At 44.3% G+C, this 18,662-nt stretch carries 23 protein-coding genes, 1 tRNA gene and 1 pseudogene; 1 reads left to right on the forward strand and 24 read right to left on the reverse strand.

Going from position 1 to position 18,662, the window contains the following annotated elements; translation table 11 throughout:
- Positions 1-14: 14 nt before the first annotated feature.
- From PYW33_RS08035 to PYW33_RS08070, 8 genes and pseudogenes are all read right to left on the reverse strand, one after another.
- Positions 15-1,307, reverse strand: coding sequence for a phage capsid family protein (locus PYW33_RS08035; RefSeq protein ID WP_004646854.1), 1,293 nt, complete (start codon positions 1,305-1,307; stop codon positions 15-17).
- A gap of 20 nt (positions 1,308-1,327) precedes the next feature.
- Positions 1,328-2,362, reverse strand: a complete 1,035-nt coding sequence (locus tag PYW33_RS08040; protein ID WP_004646853.1) for a hypothetical protein — start codon at positions 2,360-2,362, stop codon at positions 1,328-1,330.
- Positions 2,363-2,608: 246 nt separating this feature from the next.
- Positions 2,609-2,684: transfer RNA gene (locus tag PYW33_RS08045), tRNA-Cys, on the reverse strand.
- 535 nt (positions 2,685-3,219) lie between these two features.
- On the reverse strand, positions 3,220-3,588 hold the full coding sequence (locus PYW33_RS08050) for a hypothetical protein (protein WP_228127480.1): 369 nt from the start codon (positions 3,586-3,588) through the stop codon (positions 3,220-3,222).
- Between the two features lie 617 nt (positions 3,589-4,205).
- A pseudogene (locus PYW33_RS16885) lies at positions 4,206-4,511 on the reverse strand (Gp49 family protein); the annotation flags it as partial.
- Positions 4,512-4,885: 374 nt separating this feature from the next.
- On the reverse strand, positions 4,886-7,180 hold the full coding sequence (locus tag PYW33_RS08060; RefSeq protein ID WP_004646848.1) for a portal protein: 2,295 nt from the start codon (positions 7,178-7,180) through the stop codon (positions 4,886-4,888).
- A 13-nt stretch (positions 7,181-7,193) separates the two neighbouring features.
- The gene (locus PYW33_RS08065; RefSeq protein ID WP_026055753.1) at positions 7,194-8,855 is read right to left on the reverse strand and encodes a terminase large subunit; all 1,662 of its coding nucleotides are present in this window, start codon (positions 8,853-8,855) and stop codon (positions 7,194-7,196) included.
- An 88-nt stretch (positions 8,856-8,943) separates the two neighbouring features.
- Positions 8,944-9,630, reverse strand: a complete 687-nt coding sequence (locus PYW33_RS08070; protein WP_004646846.1) for a hypothetical protein — start codon at positions 9,628-9,630, stop codon at positions 8,944-8,946.
- Positions 9,631-9,812: 182 nt separating this feature from the next.
- On the opposite strand from PYW33_RS08070, the gene PYW33_RS08075 reads away from it, so the two are divergent.
- The gene (locus tag PYW33_RS08075; protein WP_004646845.1) at positions 9,813-10,844 is read left to right on the forward strand and encodes a CHAT domain-containing protein; all 1,032 of its coding nucleotides are present in this window, start codon (positions 9,813-9,815) and stop codon (positions 10,842-10,844) included.
- A 62-nt stretch (positions 10,845-10,906) separates the two neighbouring features.
- Here the strand turns inward: PYW33_RS08075 and PYW33_RS08080 are convergent, their stop codons facing one another.
- From PYW33_RS08080 to PYW33_RS08155, 16 genes are all read right to left on the reverse strand, one after another.
- Positions 10,907-11,179 carry a DUF7352 domain-containing protein gene (locus PYW33_RS08080; RefSeq protein WP_004646844.1) on the reverse strand — a complete coding sequence of 91 codons (273 nt, stop codon included), beginning with the start codon at positions 11,177-11,179 and terminating at the stop codon, positions 10,907-10,909.
- Positions 11,163-11,684, reverse strand: a complete 522-nt coding sequence (locus tag PYW33_RS08085) for a hypothetical protein (RefSeq protein WP_004646843.1) — start codon at positions 11,682-11,684, stop codon at positions 11,163-11,165. The genes PYW33_RS08080 and PYW33_RS08085 overlap by 17 nt, the downstream gene beginning before the upstream one ends.
- A 10-nt stretch (positions 11,685-11,694) precedes the next feature.
- A complete protein-coding gene (locus tag PYW33_RS08090) occupies positions 11,695-12,372 on the reverse strand; it encodes a metallophosphoesterase (RefSeq protein ID WP_004646841.1) in 678 nt (225 codons plus the stop codon).
- The gene (locus tag PYW33_RS08095) at positions 12,373-12,804 is read right to left on the reverse strand and encodes a DUF1064 domain-containing protein (protein WP_004646840.1); all 432 of its coding nucleotides are present in this window, start codon (positions 12,802-12,804) and stop codon (positions 12,373-12,375) included.
- A gap of 7 nt (positions 12,805-12,811) precedes the next feature.
- Positions 12,812-13,009 (reverse strand): hypothetical protein, encoded by a 198-nt coding sequence (locus PYW33_RS08100; RefSeq protein ID WP_016806835.1) that lies wholly within the window; start codon positions 13,007-13,009, stop codon positions 12,812-12,814.
- The gene (locus tag PYW33_RS08105; RefSeq protein ID WP_004646838.1) at positions 13,006-13,221 is read right to left on the reverse strand and encodes a hypothetical protein; all 216 of its coding nucleotides are present in this window, start codon (positions 13,219-13,221) and stop codon (positions 13,006-13,008) included. Before PYW33_RS08105 ends, PYW33_RS08100 begins: the two co-directional genes overlap by 4 nt.
- Positions 13,222-13,237: 16 nt before the next feature.
- Positions 13,238-13,939, reverse strand: a complete 702-nt coding sequence (locus tag PYW33_RS08110; protein ID WP_004646837.1) for a hypothetical protein — start codon at positions 13,937-13,939, stop codon at positions 13,238-13,240.
- The gene (locus tag PYW33_RS08115; RefSeq protein ID WP_004646836.1) at positions 13,917-14,294 is read right to left on the reverse strand and encodes a hypothetical protein; all 378 of its coding nucleotides are present in this window, start codon (positions 14,292-14,294) and stop codon (positions 13,917-13,919) included. The genes PYW33_RS08110 and PYW33_RS08115 overlap by 23 nt, the downstream gene beginning before the upstream one ends.
- 7 nt (positions 14,295-14,301) lie before the next feature.
- A complete protein-coding gene (locus PYW33_RS08120; protein ID WP_004646834.1) occupies positions 14,302-14,985 on the reverse strand; it encodes a hypothetical protein in 684 nt (227 codons plus the stop codon).
- Positions 14,982-15,437: a hypothetical protein gene (locus tag PYW33_RS08125; RefSeq protein WP_004646833.1), complete on the reverse strand. Its 456-nt coding sequence runs from the start codon at positions 15,435-15,437 to the stop codon at positions 14,982-14,984. The genes PYW33_RS08120 and PYW33_RS08125 overlap by 4 nt, the downstream gene beginning before the upstream one ends.
- On the reverse strand, positions 15,434-15,694 hold the full coding sequence (locus tag PYW33_RS08130) for a hypothetical protein (RefSeq protein WP_004646832.1): 261 nt from the start codon (positions 15,692-15,694) through the stop codon (positions 15,434-15,436). The genes PYW33_RS08125 and PYW33_RS08130 overlap by 4 nt, the downstream gene beginning before the upstream one ends.
- 73 nt (positions 15,695-15,767) lie before the next feature.
- Positions 15,768-16,247, reverse strand: a complete 480-nt coding sequence (locus PYW33_RS08135; RefSeq protein WP_004646831.1) for a hypothetical protein — start codon at positions 16,245-16,247, stop codon at positions 15,768-15,770.
- Between the two features lie 59 nt (positions 16,248-16,306).
- The gene (locus PYW33_RS08140) at positions 16,307-17,251 is read right to left on the reverse strand and encodes a helix-turn-helix domain-containing protein (RefSeq protein WP_004646830.1); all 945 of its coding nucleotides are present in this window, start codon (positions 17,249-17,251) and stop codon (positions 16,307-16,309) included.
- Positions 17,248-18,051: a phage antirepressor KilAC domain-containing protein gene (locus tag PYW33_RS08145; protein ID WP_004646829.1), complete on the reverse strand. Its 804-nt coding sequence runs from the start codon at positions 18,049-18,051 to the stop codon at positions 17,248-17,250. Before PYW33_RS08145 ends, PYW33_RS08140 begins: the two co-directional genes overlap by 4 nt.
- 48 nt (positions 18,052-18,099) lie before the next feature.
- Positions 18,100-18,336, reverse strand: a complete 237-nt coding sequence (locus tag PYW33_RS08150) for a hypothetical protein (RefSeq protein ID WP_228127479.1) — start codon at positions 18,334-18,336, stop codon at positions 18,100-18,102.
- Positions 18,337-18,386: 50 nt separating this feature from the next.
- On the reverse strand, positions 18,387-18,575 hold the full coding sequence (locus PYW33_RS08155) for a helix-turn-helix domain-containing protein (protein WP_004646827.1): 189 nt from the start codon (positions 18,573-18,575) through the stop codon (positions 18,387-18,389).
- Positions 18,576-18,662 lie beyond the last annotated feature (87 nt).

Here is an 18,662-nt window from a genome sequence, read left to right on the forward strand (position 1 = left end):
GCCCTATTTCAGCCTTAGCCTTGGATCTTCACTACGGTATCGACTGCAATCACACCATGATCGGTGTACTGCATGTTGCTACCATCACCATCCACATCGACATCAAAGCGGATTTTCTTCACGCCACGAATTGTTCCGATCAAAAGCTCAGCCTTATCGCCATGATCCAGATCACCCTTTTCAGACCAGAAGTAAGGCACACCTGAGGTTTTATGTGCAGCAAATGCTTCTGCCAACGCTTGGCCACCCAAGATGATTGAACGATCCACCGCATGCGTTTTACCAAAGCTTGCAGGTACAAGCGCTGACGCTTCTGCTTCAGATGTATAGCTCGTTGCATACTTGATTGCATTACCTGCAAAGAAGCGGATGGCATGTGACATTTTGCGGATCAGGAAACCATTCCAGATACCCACATCACCACGGAACAACGGATGCAACTTGGCATTCGATGCGCGCGCTACCGCATCAGCTACGAACTGACGGAAGTTTGGCTGTTTTGCAAACCAGTTGTACTGTGCTGGAGATACCAGCCATACACGTAATGGCGAATCTTCCGACCCATCATCACCTTCAACCTTAATACACGGTGGCGGTAGGATCATGTCATCCAGCACCTGCTTCATTGAATCCACTGTGTCCAGTGTGAACAGGTCTGTAGTTGCCAGAGATGCTTCACCAGCATTGGTGGTAAATGATTTAACACCTTGGCCATCGACCATAAAGTGACGGTTTTTGGTTGGTGCCAAAACCTTGTTCACCATAATTTTGGCAAACTTCGGATCTTCCTCAGTTGGAATTGGCCATTCCACATTTTTAACGAAACCACGTGCACCACACAGATGAACTAAAAGAGACATATCGCTATAGCGATCCATCAGATCCTGTGCGATTGGACGACCCATACGACGAAAATCTACTGGTGAGCGGATCTGCGTCATGACGTTACCCAGATCTACAGGGAAACGTGCCTGGTCTACACGCAGACGATCTTCAACGATCGACATGCCGACACCGCGACCTTCAGCATATTCGCTACCCATGATTGGATAAGCGTTTACTGGCTGGATCAGGTTGTAGGTAACTTCATCACCCAGGCCTTTACCCAAGTCTTGAACACGTACAATCGGCATGTGTTTGGAAGTTTGTTTTTTAATGGTCGCTTCTGCACTGCCTTCACCTTTTGGCATTGGGCCAACCAGGTTATTCAGGGTGCTTTTACGACGTAAGCTTTTTGCAAAGAGTCCAACGGACTGTTGCATCATATTAGTTTTATCGCCGTATGCGGCATGGGTTTTATCAGTCATGGTATTCTCCACTAACAAATTTATGCACGACGGCTCATGTACGCTTCGACTTGATCAGGGGACCAGTTCTCCATTTCTGCGAGAAGTTCAGGTCCACTCAAATTCGATAAACGTTCATCAGCGGATAATGCTGCAGGTGAACCTGCAGGTAGATCCGTCACGCTGTGCGGTACTTTGGATGGAGCGTTCTGTACAGCTTGCTTGGCTTTTTCCACCATGGCCTGTGTTGGCGCTGGTGCTTCAGCCTTTGGACTGACATTGTTTTGGGACTTGTACAAACTTAAGAGTTCAACCACCTGCTCTGCATTGCCTTTATTCAATACATCGTCATAGGCACTGCGTATAAAGCTGGGTTGCGCATCTTTCCATGCCTGAAACTCTTGCGATTCTGGAATCGATTCATAGTCAGGATGTGCAGATTCGATATAAGCAAAGTGTTGCTGTTCCGCACTCAGCTGTTGCTGCTGCTTGAATGGTGCAAGGGCTGCATCCATCATGCTCTGCACTTGTGCAGATACACGCTGGCTCACCAATGCTTCAACTCCCTTGGCAATCGCTTCTTCTGAGAAATCACCAAACATGGCCATCACATCAGCATTGTTTCCGCTTGCCTCAATGACTGCCTCTGCTACAGCTGCATTCTGCTGTGCGACCTGGGTGTTACCAGGTGTCTGCTGTGCTGCTAACTGTGCAGTGAGTTGTTCCACTTGCTGCTTATACTGCTGTACTTGTTCACGGGTTTCTTGCAGTCGTTCAAAAGGAATGGTGTGTTTACCATCCTTTGCCAAGACCACAGAATTTTCCGCATTTTCTTCAACTGGTGGCGTTGGTTCAGTGGCCGGCGGTGTTACCACAGGTTCTGACGGTACCGGATCAGGTGAAGCTATCCCTGCATCTGCTTTTACGTCTTCTGGTGTAGTGGCTGGCACACTACCTGTTTCTGCAGCTGGTTCTGCAGTCTCGCCAAATAGCGCAGCTTCTAATAAGCTCGCGCCCAGATTTTGTTGATCAGCATCCGCGTTAATGTCTGTCGTTAAATGCTCTGTATTACTCATGCCTTTCCTGCCACTTATCGCTGTAGCCGCATATAGGTGAAGTGCTGACTTTTAAGAGTCGCTTGCTGTCGATTGCTCAACGTAGGCTTGAGTATTTGGGATATGGCAATAAATGGTCGAACCCTACACAGGGGCAATAGGTAGGCAATAAAAAAGCCACTAATTAAGTGGCTTAAGTACATTCTCAAAAAAAAGCCCACCCTTGGGGAAAGGTGGGCAAAAAGGGTAAGAACCCACAGCGCTATTTGGAGCATGTAACAGGACTCGAACCTGTATAAACGGAGTTGCAGTCCGCTGGCTAATCCACCTCACCCATACATGCATAAATTCCCTTTGATCGGCTCAGATAAGGGTGATCTGATTCAAGGTAACAACAAAAACCCGCCTAAACGGTTATTTCTTCAATTAAGCGTCTCCCGATACTTAATTCCAGAACTGTTGAATGCACGGTATTTTTATAAATGCGCCAGGATCGCGCTTCCCATCTCCACAACGTGGATTATCCATTCCTGCCGAAGCCTGTCTGGACTGTGCAAACGCCACCGTTCTAATGGCACTCCAAAATATCTGGCCCTGAGCGTAGGAGTCGAACCTACTGTGCACTGCAACTTGAGGGAAGAAGCGAAAGCACACACACCGCCTGTGGCCAAGGATTCGTTCCCACAAGATGCTACGAATAACATCGAGGGGAACCGGCAGTAGTTTTAAGAGATAGCAACGCTCTACTCGTCTTTCCGAGCTGTCAATGGAGATTAAACAAACCTTGGCTTGTTCACCGAATGATGCTCAGCACCACCCGATATATTTATAGTAAGTCGCCGGCTTACGACGACGTGTATAAAAAAAATACAAACAGTTCAAAGTGGTAAAAATTTTAATTGCTCAACAAAAAACTCGAAGGTGCTTTGTTGAATGGTCTCTGACTCATTATCAAATAGCAGGCTATAACGATCATCAATACGGCGGAATGAGAAAGGAATACTGTCTGCTGTCATGCAGTACAGATCCAGTGCATCAGATGACTCATGCTCAATAGTGAACTCGGTGTCATCAGTCCAGCTATTCAGGAAGTTATCGAAGCGCTGTACCAATGGTCCTTCTTCAGCATCCAGCCAGTGCGGTTCATCTTCCTGCCTTGGCTGGGTCGCAGTGGCCACAGCTATCGCCATGGTCAATGCAGAAAGTTTGAATGGTGTGCCAATGACACCAACGTTGTTATAACTCAACCCAGCACCCATTCATTTTTATAAACTATTTCTTTAAGTGTGCGGATCGCTGCTGCAAATGCCACTTCCTCAGTAATGCCATTCGCTGTGATTTCTGGCACAGGCTCAGGTGCAGCATGTAAAGAAATCGTGCACGTCCAATAATCCTGCTGATCACTGGTAACAGCCCAGACATATGCAAATGCCACAGGGCCTACATACTTAAGAACCTGCTGTGTTGGAATACTTTCCCATGGGTGCTCAGGTAGTAGCTCACCTAAACCACGATTCGACGCTTCTGCTAAAGTATCTGAAGATGCTGTATCACAACTGTTTGCACATTTCTGAACGCCTGAATTGACTTTGATATCATCAGTAGATCCACCGAGTTCTTTTGCTAATCGCGTTACAACCAATTCATGCAAGCCATAAGACTTAATATGGCGATTACCGAGACATTCCCGCAATTGTGCAATGAGATTTGGATCGGTGAAGGTTGAGCTATAACCAACCGCTGATCCTGAGCAAAGTTTCGATCCTTCCTCTGACTCTGACGGCTCTTTAGGGTCTTCTGGCAAAACCTCTCCCAATTCAGCCTTAGGGCTTTCACATGTACCACATTCGATCATCGGATTGCGGTACAGGTTGTAACCTTCCAGCTCCCATAATTTATCCTGAGCCTTCTGAGCCGCTTCTTCTTGTGCATACTTAATACCAAGCAACACATCAAAATTTTCTTTTGACACACAAGCGGTATGGCCAGTTGCTAAATAGAAATCACCATTTAGAAATGCATGAGCGAATGTAGAGGTCGTACCTTCTGGCTGCTCAAAGACGTATTGCACATGCGTCATCATTTCTTTGATCTGATCAAGTGTGACTCGTGGAGCTTCCAAACCTTTGTCTTGAATCTCTTGTTCCATCTGTTCATCTGTATGTGACATGAATGTCTCCTGGTGGATTATTTGTGGTGATCTTTGGAATTGATGTCTTTGATATATGCATGCTCCATCAGGTACGAAGCAGCCATGATGATCAGTACGCAGACCGTCAAGGAAATAACGATCGCAGCAAGACCAAGGCGTTCCGTGTGATAGAGGATTAATGAAAAGATCAGCAAGCTGAGAAGGATCAGAAGTATTATTTTTTTCATATGCATCATCATCTCAAAGACTATGTAGATGATGATGCTGTTATGGTTTACGTCATGCTGTATAAAATTCAAGCATTTAGATATGTATTATTTCTGCCATAAAAATAGCCTCATCTGGTAATGAGGCTATTGTTTGGTGCTGGTTTACGTCTATAAGCTCAATATTCAACCAAGATTATCACTGGTCCGCGCCGTCTCAATTCCCTGTAACCCAGTAGAAGGCTGTTGTGGCACAGGTGGATTCATCGGACTGGTATTCTGCTGTACCTGCATATCGGCAATACCTTCACTGCCGATCTGTGCACCTTCCCCTTCTAGGTATGGTGAACGGATATCACGTGCTGCTACATCACTTGGTATAGGCAAGTTCGGATCATCACCCATTGGATTAGGTCGCTGATACCCAGCACCTTGCATAATAATATCGGCAATCGGTGCTGCTTGTGGTACCTGAGCCACTTGTACCGCACCTTGAACTGCGCTGTACTGTGACTGAACGCCAGTCTGCACTGCTTTCGCATCCACCAACTTGATATCACTTTCTGTCTTACGCTCTTTCAAACGCAATTCTTGTAACTTGATCTCATTGCCAGATTCTTTCAATGCCTGAGCCACTGCATCCTTAATACGTTGTTCCACTTCCTCAGGTGTCGGTGCATCCACCGCATCACGAATGCTTTGGATAATGTCACGCTTGAATGGTGTGTCTGTAAGCGCAATAAGGTACGGCAGAATCGTCTGCTGGATATTCGGTGGCAAGGATTTGGTAACTTCGGACAATGCTGCAAGCTGCTGGGCACGGAAACCACTGGTGCTTGGCACATCCTCAAGAATAACTTTAATCCGAGTACGCTGTACATCATTGGACAGATAGGTATAACCCATTGGATCTGTCTCAGGCTTATTGATATGCACACGACGCTCTGCAGTAATCGCATCACCTTCGATCACCACTACTTCTTCCTTGCTGCCTAAGTCTTCTACAATCATAGAAAGCAACAACTCACCGACCAGGGTTCGAGATTCCTTAAAGTGATCCATGATTTTACGCAATGCCTGATTCGACTGGTCAATCTGCAGCTGCTCTTGTCGTCCACTGGTTGCTGTACCCTGCCGACCTTGAAAGCCTGAAGTAATACTACTGGTACGTTCAATCGAGATCCGGCTATCTTCCAGCAACTTAAATTGATGCTGATTCAATTCAAAGTCACGTTCAACCTCAAACTTTGCCCCAGTCTTGGCCATGTGCTGCTGATTCAGTTCAATATAAGCATCAGGTCGTGCAATCTGCTGCATAATCTGGCCGCGTGTCATCTGAGATGCACCACGTGTTGTGGTCACACGTACCGAACTTAAACCCCAGCGCAGTTTAGCTTGGGTCGAATTGATCAAGTCTTGGCTGTACTTCATATCTCGTACAAAGCCGTATGGAATGCCGGTATTGTCCTCACGGAATCCTATAAACGGCACATAGGGGAAACTCTCATGCGGATATGGTGTAGGCCCATCGTATAGGCAATGTGGACCCATCCAATAGCTACGACGCATTTTAGCCACTGGTGCACGCTCTGGAATGGCATAACCATTTGCTGCAGCATAAATATGTGCTGGATTGTTTTCATCAAACTCAACGATCCGGCCATCATCAAAGCGCAACATGGTCAGTTCTACCCAACGGCGATACCACACTTCTGAGACATTAATCTCTTTAGAGGTCTGATCGAACCAGAAACGCTCAGTCTTAGACCAAGCTTGAGCATCTCCCCAGGCATTCCGTAGACCGGTAGAGTTTCCACCATCGATCATGCTGTCATGCTGCCACCACAAAGCACCATGTCGGCCAATTGTCTCTATCAGTTCTTTATGCTGAGGGAATGCAATCTTAAGGCGCTGCGGATGTACCCATCGATTACGGCGCAACCATCGTGCATCACTTAGATCATCTTCCTGGGCTTTCATATCCCAATGGATTTCATTACGGTTTACGGCGACACAGCGATATGGATACTTCAGAGGATCTGCTTCACGTTTGACTTCGACCCAACCGATACCACAACCAATCATCGGCCGGAATGCATCACTACATGCCTTATCAGCCTTAGATAGTCGCTCAGCCTGATTCAATTTATAGTTCAGTGCATCTGCGACATCTTGTCCACCAGGCTCACCATTGGGTGTCACACGCCAGTCTGTCCGTGTTTCCAGCTCATGACCTTCAATGGCACGCAATGCAGGACCAATCATATTCTCAATGGCAGGAGGAATGCCGATCAGCTTCATCCGGGTCAGTAATTCACTGTCCAGCTGGTTGCCGTCGGCATAGTCCATTTCTTTATCTGCAGTCGTACGCCAGTGTGGTTGTTGTTCTATCTCGTCATGGATCTCATTGAGCTCCTGAAGGTTCAATGCCATTTCATCTACTTCTGGCGTATCAGTCACTGAGTTTTCATCATTCTGCATGCTGCTACCTGTTCTACATTAGTCGCCAATCGACTGGCTCATCGTTATAGTTATCTTGGCGTTTTGGCTCATCTTCTGCGAACCCTACACGGCTCGTCATGTCTGCTATGTCTTCAATCATTCCTGCATCTTTGGCCTGTGCCCATTGACGTAATGCGTCGGCACCTTCCGAGCAACCATTGGCCTTGTTAGGCTGATCAATAAAGCATTTATCTGCTTTGGAGAATTTCTTCTGATAGCCTTCGATACGCTCAATACCCAATTTGCAGCCATCTTTATCGAACCAAGCATTCTTTAGATGCTTACGTGTGGACTGAATACCGTGGATCAGTTGAGTAATACGCGGCACAATCACAAAGTTATGTCCTGGTAATAGTTCTTCCAGCTGCTCCATAACAGACTTGTTAAAGTCACCTAGGCGCTGGTGTGCGGCATCGTGTGGCAGGAAGTGGGTGTGGTAGATGTAATCGTGTGATTTGATCTCTGCTACATAGTGTCTTAGATCTTGGCCATGCTTCTCGTAGTAGCGAATAAAACGGTCTTGGCCATTCATGACCTGCTGGTACCAGATTGCACAGCCGTCATGATTCCCAATATCCCAATAGGTATAAGTCGGTACATCCAATACTTCGATCTGACCAATACCACCACGCTTACGCAGTGCCAGCATATCCTTGGCATAGTAGTTACCATCTTTGGCCACCTGGAATGCTTCATCCGGGAATGATGGGTATTCCTGCCACATCTTGGCACTATCACCACGAAGGTCATTGTCCCGTGTCAGCACATACCAGGCACGCTGATCAGGATCGAGGCGCATCTTGATCCCCATTTTCTGGCGTACGATCAGCTCAACTTCATCCAGTTCTTCATGATCTCTGGCTGAAATAGTGACTTGTGTAGAATCAATCCGGTACTTGGGCTCTTGCCACCAGGCATAGAAATGGAATCGATAGTCTTTGGAAGTAAGGACTTTGCGCAGTAAGTAGTTGGTCTGTGCTGCCTGCACCATTGCATAGAATGAACCGTTACGCCCTTCCGCCGTGGATTCAATCACCAGCACACCATTGGTCGGTACCGTTGGGATCGAACCGGTAATAACCTCATCATCTTTGGCCGGATCACTCGCACAGATCTTACCGAACTCGGAAATCAGCATGCGATGGATGGTACCGGAACGGAATGAGGTCGCTACGCGGATGCTCGATCCATTGTGGCCAAACTCAATTTCTGACTTGTTATAAGCTTTTAAAGGAAAGCGTGCTCTGATTTCATCTGGGAGGTTGTCATAAGCAAACTTGATCTTATCCTTGAAGATACTGAAAACCGTCGGCAAGTCCTGAGCGATAATGGCGCAGTTCTGGTTAGCATTGAACAGTGCATGATCCAGCCACAAGATACAGATCAGCGTAGTAAAACCGAGCTGACGTGCTTTTAAAATAATATTGCGGTGCCACAACCGGTTTAAAAATTTGATCTGTGCAGCGTTCGGTTTAAATGGCAGCTCAAAGGTGTCGGCTTCAATGACATTTCCCAAGTCATCCTTGAAGTCATCACCCTTAATTTTGATCTTGTACAGACAGCCTGAAAAAATACGCCACTGGGGGTCAGCCAGGCATCTTTCCAGTTCTTCCTTATTCGTGGGTAGTTCGGCTAAGTGGGTGTTATACATCATATAATCACCACTTTTGCACAATCATGGTGCAGTTTTATTGCACGTACGTGCATGAAATGATTTTGATGTGGGTCGTTGGCCGTCTTATTCACGTAGCGTCCCCATTTTCATTATCGAACTCAGGGTCATGTGCTACAGGCTGGAATGTGGATGAGTTGCTTTGTGCAATTCGATTGATCAATGCGGTCAGGTCATCGGCTTTTTCTTCTTGTTTTTTATCCAGGCCATAGGCTTGTACTTCCAGACCAACCAAAGTCTTGAGCGTGTCGCCCAGATCCTTCATTGACTTCACACGATTCGGCAGCTGGATAATCTTCATGTACAGATCGTTTAATTTGTCCTGGCCTTTATCATCTTCCTTGCGCATGACATCGCCGAAGTCATCGAGTAGTGCAATGTTGTCCAGTCCGATCATGTGTTCAAGTTCATCGAACAGGCCCATACATAAATTTCGGGCACGTTGGATATCTTTACGCTGATTGATCTGGATGCTGGCGATCAAATTGGCATTGGCATCAATGGTTTCTTTTTCTGTGGCCTTATATTCTGGTGAGTTGCGTACCTCAGTGCGTACCACTTCAGTGCGCACTATTGCCTCTGCTTTTGCCTTGATTTTTCCGTTTAAATCGCGGGTCCATTCCTGTGTCTTTGCACGCTTGCGAATAGCACCATCAGATACGCCAAAGGCTTGTGCTATCTGTCTTATAGACTGCACGCCTGCACGATATTCGATTTCAATACGCTCCCAATCAGGAGCTGTTTTCTTCTCTGACATCACACCACCTTTGCTTACAAGGTGATGATGGGAGTGCGCGGTGCGTACTGTCGAACCCTACAGTTTTACGCAGTGCGTACAGTGGATAGATGTTCCACGGAAGGATGATTTATTCTTTTTTCTAATTTATAGTGACTCTAACTATAAATACACTTATCACATTTCGATTACAGGATACCAAAATGTCTTTATTAGACTCATACAGAAGAACTGTTCAAGATACAGCTAAAAAGATTTCCCAGGCTCTAGCAAAAAAAGGGAAAGAAACTGAAAGCATTTCAAAAGAAAATACAAAAATTGCAAACTTAAAAAGACAAATTAATAGTACTAGTTCACTAACTACAATTAAAAGTAAGAGTAAAGAGATTGAAAGATGTGAGGCGGCAAAAATAAAACATTATGACAATATAGCTAAACATGAGAAAGAAATTGCAAGTTTAGAGAAACGTAAAGGTGAATATGAAAAAAAGGTCTTCGCTGAAGAAACAAAATTAGCTAAACAAAATCAAGTTAAAGTCGATCGTGCTAACAAGGAACAGGCAAAGTTAATGGCCAACTTATCTTCTACTGTGAAAGATCATTCACAGGAAATCAAAAAACTAAAAGAATTACCGAAAAAAATTACTGTTTTATTTCTAGCGTCTAATCCACGTGATCAAGGGCAATTAGGGTTAGATATTGAAGTGCGATCTATAGAAGAGCAAATTAGTAAGGCTCGTCATAGAGACTCTGTCAAATTAGAGTCCAGATGGGCTGTTAGGCCTGGTGACATTTTGGGTCATTTAAACAATTGTGAGCCAACTATTGTGCATTTCAGCGGTCATGGCAGCGCGAATGATGAATTGGTGTTAATGAACAATAATGATGAAACAAAATTGGTATCACTGGAAGCAATCGTTCATGCTATGAGCGTAGCAAATGATAGCTTACGATTAGTTTTCTTTAATACCTGCTCTTCATTTAATCAAGCATCATTAGTCACTCAACATATCGAATGCGCAATCGGGATGACTGAGAGTATTACTGATACAGCTGCACAATATTTTTCTGCACAATTTTATTCATCTATTAGCTTCGGCCACTCAGTTCAAAAGTCATTTGATCAAGCTATAGCAGCTTTAATGCTTGAAGGGATTGATGAAGTAGAAACGCCCGTGCTGTATGTAAAAGATGGCCTATCTGCCAGTGACATATACTTACTCTCTGCTGAATAGCTTTTATCTAATTAGTCATATCAATACATTTTGATATGACTATTTCTTATTATTCATCCTAACTATGGCTTCCTGAAGAAATGTGTCACGATGTTTTGACCAAGGTTATTAAATACATGCAGAGTCTTTATATATATTCCATGCTCATGTTGAAGTAGCTGGCCAGTGTGAGTAGCAAAGATGGTTAAGGGCACCTTAGGTGCATTTAGATCTATCAGCATCCAAACACATGGCTGACCATCACTCAGCTCAATATCTAATACCTGAGCACCTTCTGATACTTCAAAAGTTTGCTCCCATGCCTGGGTGACAGGAAATTTATGTACTACTTTCATCAAACAGGCCTCCTTGGATTTTCTCCTCATGGATCCGTTCAATACTGCGTGTAAGCTTACTGACTTGGGTAGCAATATTATTTGTGAGGTAATTCATGCTCCGACCCATCTCAATATTGCTGTGTTGCATGGCATCGCTCATCATTAAACACCCAAAATCCCGGGCTTCCTTAGGTGTTAATGTCAGTACAATATCATCACCGATTTCAATCTTTACCGTACCGTCATTCAGCACTGTTTTACTAATCATGCGTGCAGGACGATGTTGTTGCACCGGCATATAAACACCACGTTCAACGCGATTCACCTGGTTGGTATCCACCAGATAACTTAAGCGATCATCAATCTGTCCCCGGGTAAGATGTGGCAATGCAATCTGCAAAGTTTCACGTGTAATAATCTGCCCCTGGTTATGCAGATCCACACATGCTTCAAAAATCATGATAGTCGATGACTTCTTTTCATCGTTCTGCTCTGCGTCTGTATGTCTCTTACGCTCACCCATGGTATTCCCCTTAAATCAGATCAAGATCAAGCACAGTGAGCGTGCCGTAGTGCACTGCGCCTGTATCAATGAAATAACAGTTATGGCGTTTAACCAGTTGCAGTGAAACGCTATGCCCCAGTATTACTGCATGCACATTTTCAACCGCTGAATACTGAGTTCCTTCCCAATCCCCGAAACGATCACGTCCCCACATTACGTGATCTGCTACATGACGACCTTCGATTACTGAATTTAAGTCGTTTTTGAAGGTATCCCAGTTGTTGTGTTCAATATGGCCATGCACAAACCCAAAACGCTTGCCCTTATAGTCAACTTCAATCGCTATAGGCAACTCGGCAAAGGTGTGTGCAATGTTGTACATCGCCTGGCCATCGAGCATATAAAACCATTCACCACCATTGGCGATATGACAGCGTTTAGCAGATTCGTTATGTAGGCCTTGAATGCATAAATCTTCATGGTTACCACGTACAGCGCTAAACCACGGCTGAGAAAGTAATTCGATACACTGCAGGTTTTGTGGTCCACGATCGACCAGATCCCCTACAGAAACCAGATGATCTTTCTCAAAATCAAAGCCAATATCATGTAGTTTCTGCATCAAAAGGTTATAACAGCCGTGTAGATCACCAACGGCATAGAGCTTTCCTTCAATCTGCTTTTCCAATTTTTTGAATAGTGCCATTTAGACCTCTTGAATTTCTATGCCATGTTTCAACATCATGAGTTGCTTTTTCAGCGTATACACCGGATTTGTCGCAGTTGATTTACACTTCACATCTTCAACAATGGTCTGACCGGTCTTGAGATCGGTATATACAAAGTCTGCTTCATAATATCGTGCTGCAGTTCGGCTCTTTTTCGATGGATACTGCACCGAATCAATAATTTCAAAGCGTACGTGATGCTGTAAATCAGCAATCAATCCCATACGCTGCATGGTCTTCAGCTGCTCATACCGACGCTGCTCTTTTTTTGAATCAAACTTAAGCCCGTCCTTTTCGGTCTTAATATTGTTGTATTTTGGGGTTTTCTTTTTTGGATCAGGTACAGGCTTAGCGCATAAGTGCCCCAAGCCTGCTTTCCGAAGTTCCCGATCAGTCAATACCGCTGGCATAGGCTATTTATTCAGCAGCCAGATCCCAGGCACACACCAGCCCGGTATTTTCTGACATGAGTTCATCCAAAGATTTAACCTCTGGTAAGCCAGTGACTGCTTTATCAGTATTCGAATTAAACGCTGCCATAATGCGACGTTCAAAATTGAAGTACATCCCCGCGCTGGCCAATGCCAGGTGTAAAGTATTTGGTTTCAACATCATATTGTTCCCCGTTTGTTCTGAATCATTTGATAAGCCTTAAAGCCAACTCGAACCGGCATATAACGATATTCATCACCGTCACGTAAAAACAACGCCGTACCACGGTTGGCCAATAAGGTTGGGTAAAAATCCTGTGTCTTTACCCAAGCCTGATAATCCACATGTAGATCAAATGCAGCCTCATCCTTATGTTTCTTAGATTCACACTGCATTCTTCTCTCCAAAAATTTATGCTTGTTGCTGCGCAATTTGTTCATAAACCCATAATTGCCGCAGGTTTAGTTCAGCAACTTCAATGCCCTGTTTTAGCCATGAGTTCACAGCCAGATATTCCTTGTAAGCCGCAAGGCTCTTAAACTCGACATCAGCACTGATATATATCTGCATATACTCAATAGCATGGCCTTCTGGTATATCCTTCCGGGCATCAATGGCATCAGACAGTTCTTGCTTTAAGCCCTTCCAACCCACTTTCTTTAAACCCATGCCCAGATCTACCCGGGCATCCGCTTTACCCTGCCAGAGTTCACAGTGATGCATTTCTGGAACCTTCTGCTCATACGGCACGGTAATCATGTTGGTTTCCTCATCTTCCACATTCATCAAATGAATATTGGTATGAATAAACCACTCACACGGCTTGATATGATCGAGCGCCAGAACGACACCCATGTTCTGCCAATCGTATGCCCCTAACGCTATATGGAACGGTAACGTCTTGCTGTCTGAAAAAAGATCAAATAATTCTTTTTCATCTAATTTCTTGCGTTCAATGTACTCATGCACATGATGGCCAACATATTCCATTTCCATTGGGAACTTTTGGGTCATGTCACGACGCAATGATGCGTCGTGCTGGTACTGTCTGGTCGCTGCCGGCGATACCTTGTTTGGATTGAATTTCTTCTTACGAACTTTTAGCTTGGACATTCTTCTTTCTCGATTTCGCACAATCCACACAAGCACTATTTGAAACGTAACGCAGTTTTAAGCCACATTTTTTACATGGCTTACCTTCATAGGTATCCGCCTCATGTGTTCTGTAAACCGTAGTAGACTGCCGTGCTCCACCTTTGTTTTGTCTGCCCTTGCTGGCATATTCCATTTCAGTTGATTGATAACCGCTTTGCCCTCTTGGAATCTGGGTAATCTGGTTGCCCTGTTTCTTAAACTTTGCGACTTCCTTTTCCCAATACTCGCGCTGTGTCTGCTTCAACTCAGGATTTGTAAATTTGTGAACGACTAGCTCAACACGTGGCATAAATGTGTCTTGGCCTAAACTCATGCGGTAATCACCCTGTAATACTTGATTGAAATTTTGATAAAACATTTGAAGCGTTTGAAAGGCTGATCTCTCTTTCCAGGCTTCGTACTTTTCGTTCTAAGGTTTGGTTATGCATCTCAAGTTTTGAATAATTTCTTTGCATATAAAGAACCTGCTCTGGATCCTTCAATCTGGCCAATGCCATAGTCAGAAGATTCATTTCGTTTTGAATATTTCTTTCTTCAAAGGCCAGTAATTCAAGATTCTCTTCAATTTTTCGATGGTCCGGCCAGCTCTCATTTTTTTTGCTATATGGGTTGAGTCTCTTAATTCTTGGCACAGCCAGGACACCAGCAACTACCTTACAAATCCCCTTAGGACTGACATAGATCAGGCCCCATTTTTCCGGGAGTTCTTCAGGTTTAATTAATCCGGTTGGGCAGATGTAATAGCGATATTTACCCATACCCTGTGCTGGATTAAGGCGATGAGGTTTGTTTTTATCTACCAGAAAGTCAGAGCGACTTGTCTTCGCTTCAAGTAAAAATGTCCCCATACCATTTCGATTTAAACCATGACGCACACCAAATACATCCGGGTTTTCCCCATAACATGCTGCCTCAACGATAGTGAAGTGACAGCCATGACCATTTGCAGATTCAGGACGCTTTAAAAATCGAGCTCCCACTTCGCACAATTCACGATGGTTCAAGGTTCATTCCTCCACACCAGAATTTCAGACTCCTGACGACGGTTGAAATAAGCAAATACGTCATCACGGTTAAACGTGCATTCTGCAATCTGCAGGTCTTTCGCCTTGGCATATCGCTCAACAAACTTTTTATCCAAGCTCCAGCAAATTGACTGCTCAATTTCAATTGGATCCGCATAGGCCCGGTATGCCTTCAACTTTTTAGGCAAGCGTGCAAACTCACGACGTTCCCTGGTTTTCATAATCTTCTGACGGTTTCTGCGTTTACTACGAAACATCACCATCCAGTCGTTTTGATCTTTAAAACAACCACCAGCTTTCCATGCAGTACCCAGCATGTTCCAGTAGGCATTATCATCGATAATTTTGTTGTGATTACCTTGCATGAAAGCCAGCATCAAGTGATGTGGTACCAGGCACATAGCTCGGGCAATATTGGAATCACTGTTCATGCGGCATCATCCTTGATACAACGTTCGTCATAAATCCAAAGAGTTGGCTTACTTCCTAGGCGCATGCTAATCACGCCAGTGCCTTTGGTACGAATAATCACACTTAAGTCATAAGAGCATTGGCGCTCAGTTATGTCATAGCCTTTGGCTTTCATTCGATTTACCACGCCTTTGGTGTAAGGTCTTTTGCCTTGTGCTTTTGCATCCTTAACGCATTGCAGTACTTGGTATTGACGATCAGTAAGATCTAATTTCACACTCCACCCCCTAATCTCACCAAAGCAGCACCGATCAACATAAAAATAAACATCAATGTTTTGTTTAGGTCTTTCACGACACATCCCCAAAATCAAAAGCTGACTGGTGAACAGCAGGCTGACGATCCAGCAAAGGTCTGGTCATATCAGACAACAAACGCTGTTCTTCTGCTTCAACCAGTGGCATAGCATTCATAATATTGCGGTACTCACGGTTACTTAGGCTCTGCTCATTGGATGGCAGGGTGATATACAGCACCTGGTCTTCAGTCATATCAACAAACTTTAAAATCATCTTGCGACGTGACAGGTTTTTAGTGCCGGCATTGAACCAGTTCTTGATTCGGCTTAGTTTGATCAGACCGCAAAACTCATTTGGATCTTCACAGTGATGGTGAACAGGACGTGGTTTAAAGTTTGGCCCTGGTAATTCAGTGATCTTCCCCTTGTACCCCTTTAGCATTTCATCCAGTGCACGACGTTGCGCCTGCTTCTCTGAATAATTCCCTACGTAACGTGCCGCTTTTTGTGCTTCTATGTGCTGTAAAGTCATCTCAATTCCCCTCGAAGATGCTTAATTAATTTTTGATTGAGATCCTGAACCTGCCTGTGTTATGCAGCGATATCAGGTAAATCCCCATTAAATCCAACCTGTTTTAAATAACCTTCCCACTTCTTGGCCTGGGCCGGATCTTTGAGTTTCACGGCGATACGGGCAGCAAGTTTTTCGTAAGACTCACCTGGTTCACTGAACTTGCTTGTGAACTCGGGATGTTGTGAAAGTTTTTCAGCGAATGTAAAAATCTGTTTTTCAGACAGGTGCTGGCTTTGGTATTTCGTACCTGCAGGTTTTGCAGAAGTTTCTTTTGAATATTTATTTCGGTATGCGTTGATCACCCAGTCAGCGAAGTGATAAATCATCAACTCATCGCTCATTGGTTTTTCAGCGTTGTAAATTTCAAAGGCACGTTTTTCACGTTCAATCCATTTCGAATCCACGATGATTTCAAAATCGATACTGTCATCGGTCAAAAACATTTCTTCACGAAGTTTGTTAAAACAAAACCATGATTTTTTATTTTTAGATTCTATTGATAGATTCTTTGAAAGATTCCGTGTCCCAACGTTGGGACTCTTTCCACGGAACGTTGGGACTCTTTCCGCGGAACGTTGGAACTGTTCCGTTGTTGGGACTGTTCCAATATTGGGACCCTTTAAATCCTCGTCTTCAGCGTCAAAGGATTCCATTGTTGGGACTGTTTCACGACCATTTACACCGACCAAACGATAGACTTTGACCTGCTTGGTTCTGCCCTTTCTTTCACCAGTATCTTCGATCAATCCATCCTGAATTAGCTCATCAATAATTTTGAGTACAGTCTTGCGATCCATCTCGGTGTCTTCCACCAGACGTGCAATACTCGGGTAAGCACAGTGATCTTCACCTGCTCGGTCAGCCAGTGACAGAAGGACTAACCGCTTAAGAGGCTTAGTACTTCCACCGGCCTTTTGTTTCTGGCGCACTTTCCATGCCCAGGTGGTTGCGTCTAAACTCATGCAGCTACCTTTCTATTTTTGTTGACCAACCCAGTAATGCGGGTCAGGCCGAATGCCGTAACGCGCATATGTAAGAAAACGCGTTCTTTCCCATCATTGCGATTCACGATCACTGGTGACGTACGATTGGTAAATACCTTGTTCAAAACGTATTGAGCATGCGGCTGCAGCTTGCGATCTGCATCCCGATAGATCCATTTTTTATCTATCAGAAGTTTGATTAGATCGGACTCACGGATACCGATGGTTTTCGCACAGTCCCGTAAACAGTAGGTATTGGCAGTATCCGCAATGGTGTCGAGTGCTTCAGCCTTGGGTGCCAGTTCAGCAACTTGTTGTTGTGCCAATTGCTTGGCTTCAAATTGTTCTGCCCAGGCACGTGCAGCAGCAGCTGGATCTGCAAAGTCTGGAAGCGTTGGAGGGTGTGATTTTTCCTTTACTGAAAAATAGACTTCTTCGAGTTGCTCGAAAATATCCCACGCTTGATCTGTATCCAGAATCTTGGCATGGCGGGCCGCACCTTTTTCGGTCCATAAAATTAGACGTGCTGACTGCTTTGGAACATACTTACTTACAGTAGGTATGTTCTTAAAAGCTTTGAGATCGTCACCTTCTAGTTTGAAATAGTGTTTTCCTTCGACAAAACGATCAGCATTTCGATTGAAGTTTACTTGCACGTTGTTTTGATCGGTTCCGTAAAACTCAGCAAGTTGTGCAGTAGTCATCACTGGCACTGACTTGTATTGAATAACCGACGTGTTCTTGTCGGCAACTCGAATTGTTTGTGGTAAAGTATTCATTGTTTAAATCCCCTAAGATTGAAACACTTAAAAGCCTGATCTCGTAAATCAGGCTTTTTCTTTGCCTATTTGGTCATTCCGATCTGATAAATCTGAGCGGTGCTCATAGTTCTTATCGTTCCCTGTCAAACCAAATATCCTTTGTTTAATCTTGGTCTCAGCTCTTAACTGATCGAGATGAGGCATGATTAAAGTTTCAAAAATATATTCACTAGCACCCTGCCCAGCGCGTTGCACTTCAGCTAAACCAGCTAACTGGTCTTTAATGGCTTGTGGCATATGCATAGTGATGGATGCATCTTTTTTAGGTCGTCGTTGCCTGGTCATTGTTTTTCCTAAACTAGAAGAACTTTTCGGTCAGCCTTTAGTGCACCATTTGTCAAAACCTCAAATGATGCTTGAGTGCGTGGTGGAATACCGTTTTTTTCCCACTCTGTAATGGTTGAACGAGCAGCAGAAATTTTTTGGGCTAGTTGTGACTTATTTTTCACTTCATAAAAAGCGATTAGCTGATCAACAGTCATATTCAAAAACCTGAACTATTTAGTTTCATTAATTGAACTATACGTTCAGGTAATTGTCAATTTATTTGTTCATAATTTTGAACACAA

Origin of the sequence: Acinetobacter lwoffii, assembly GCF_029024105.1 — a bacterium.
Taxonomy (GTDB): Bacteria; Pseudomonadota; Gammaproteobacteria; order Pseudomonadales; family Moraxellaceae; genus Acinetobacter; species Acinetobacter lwoffii.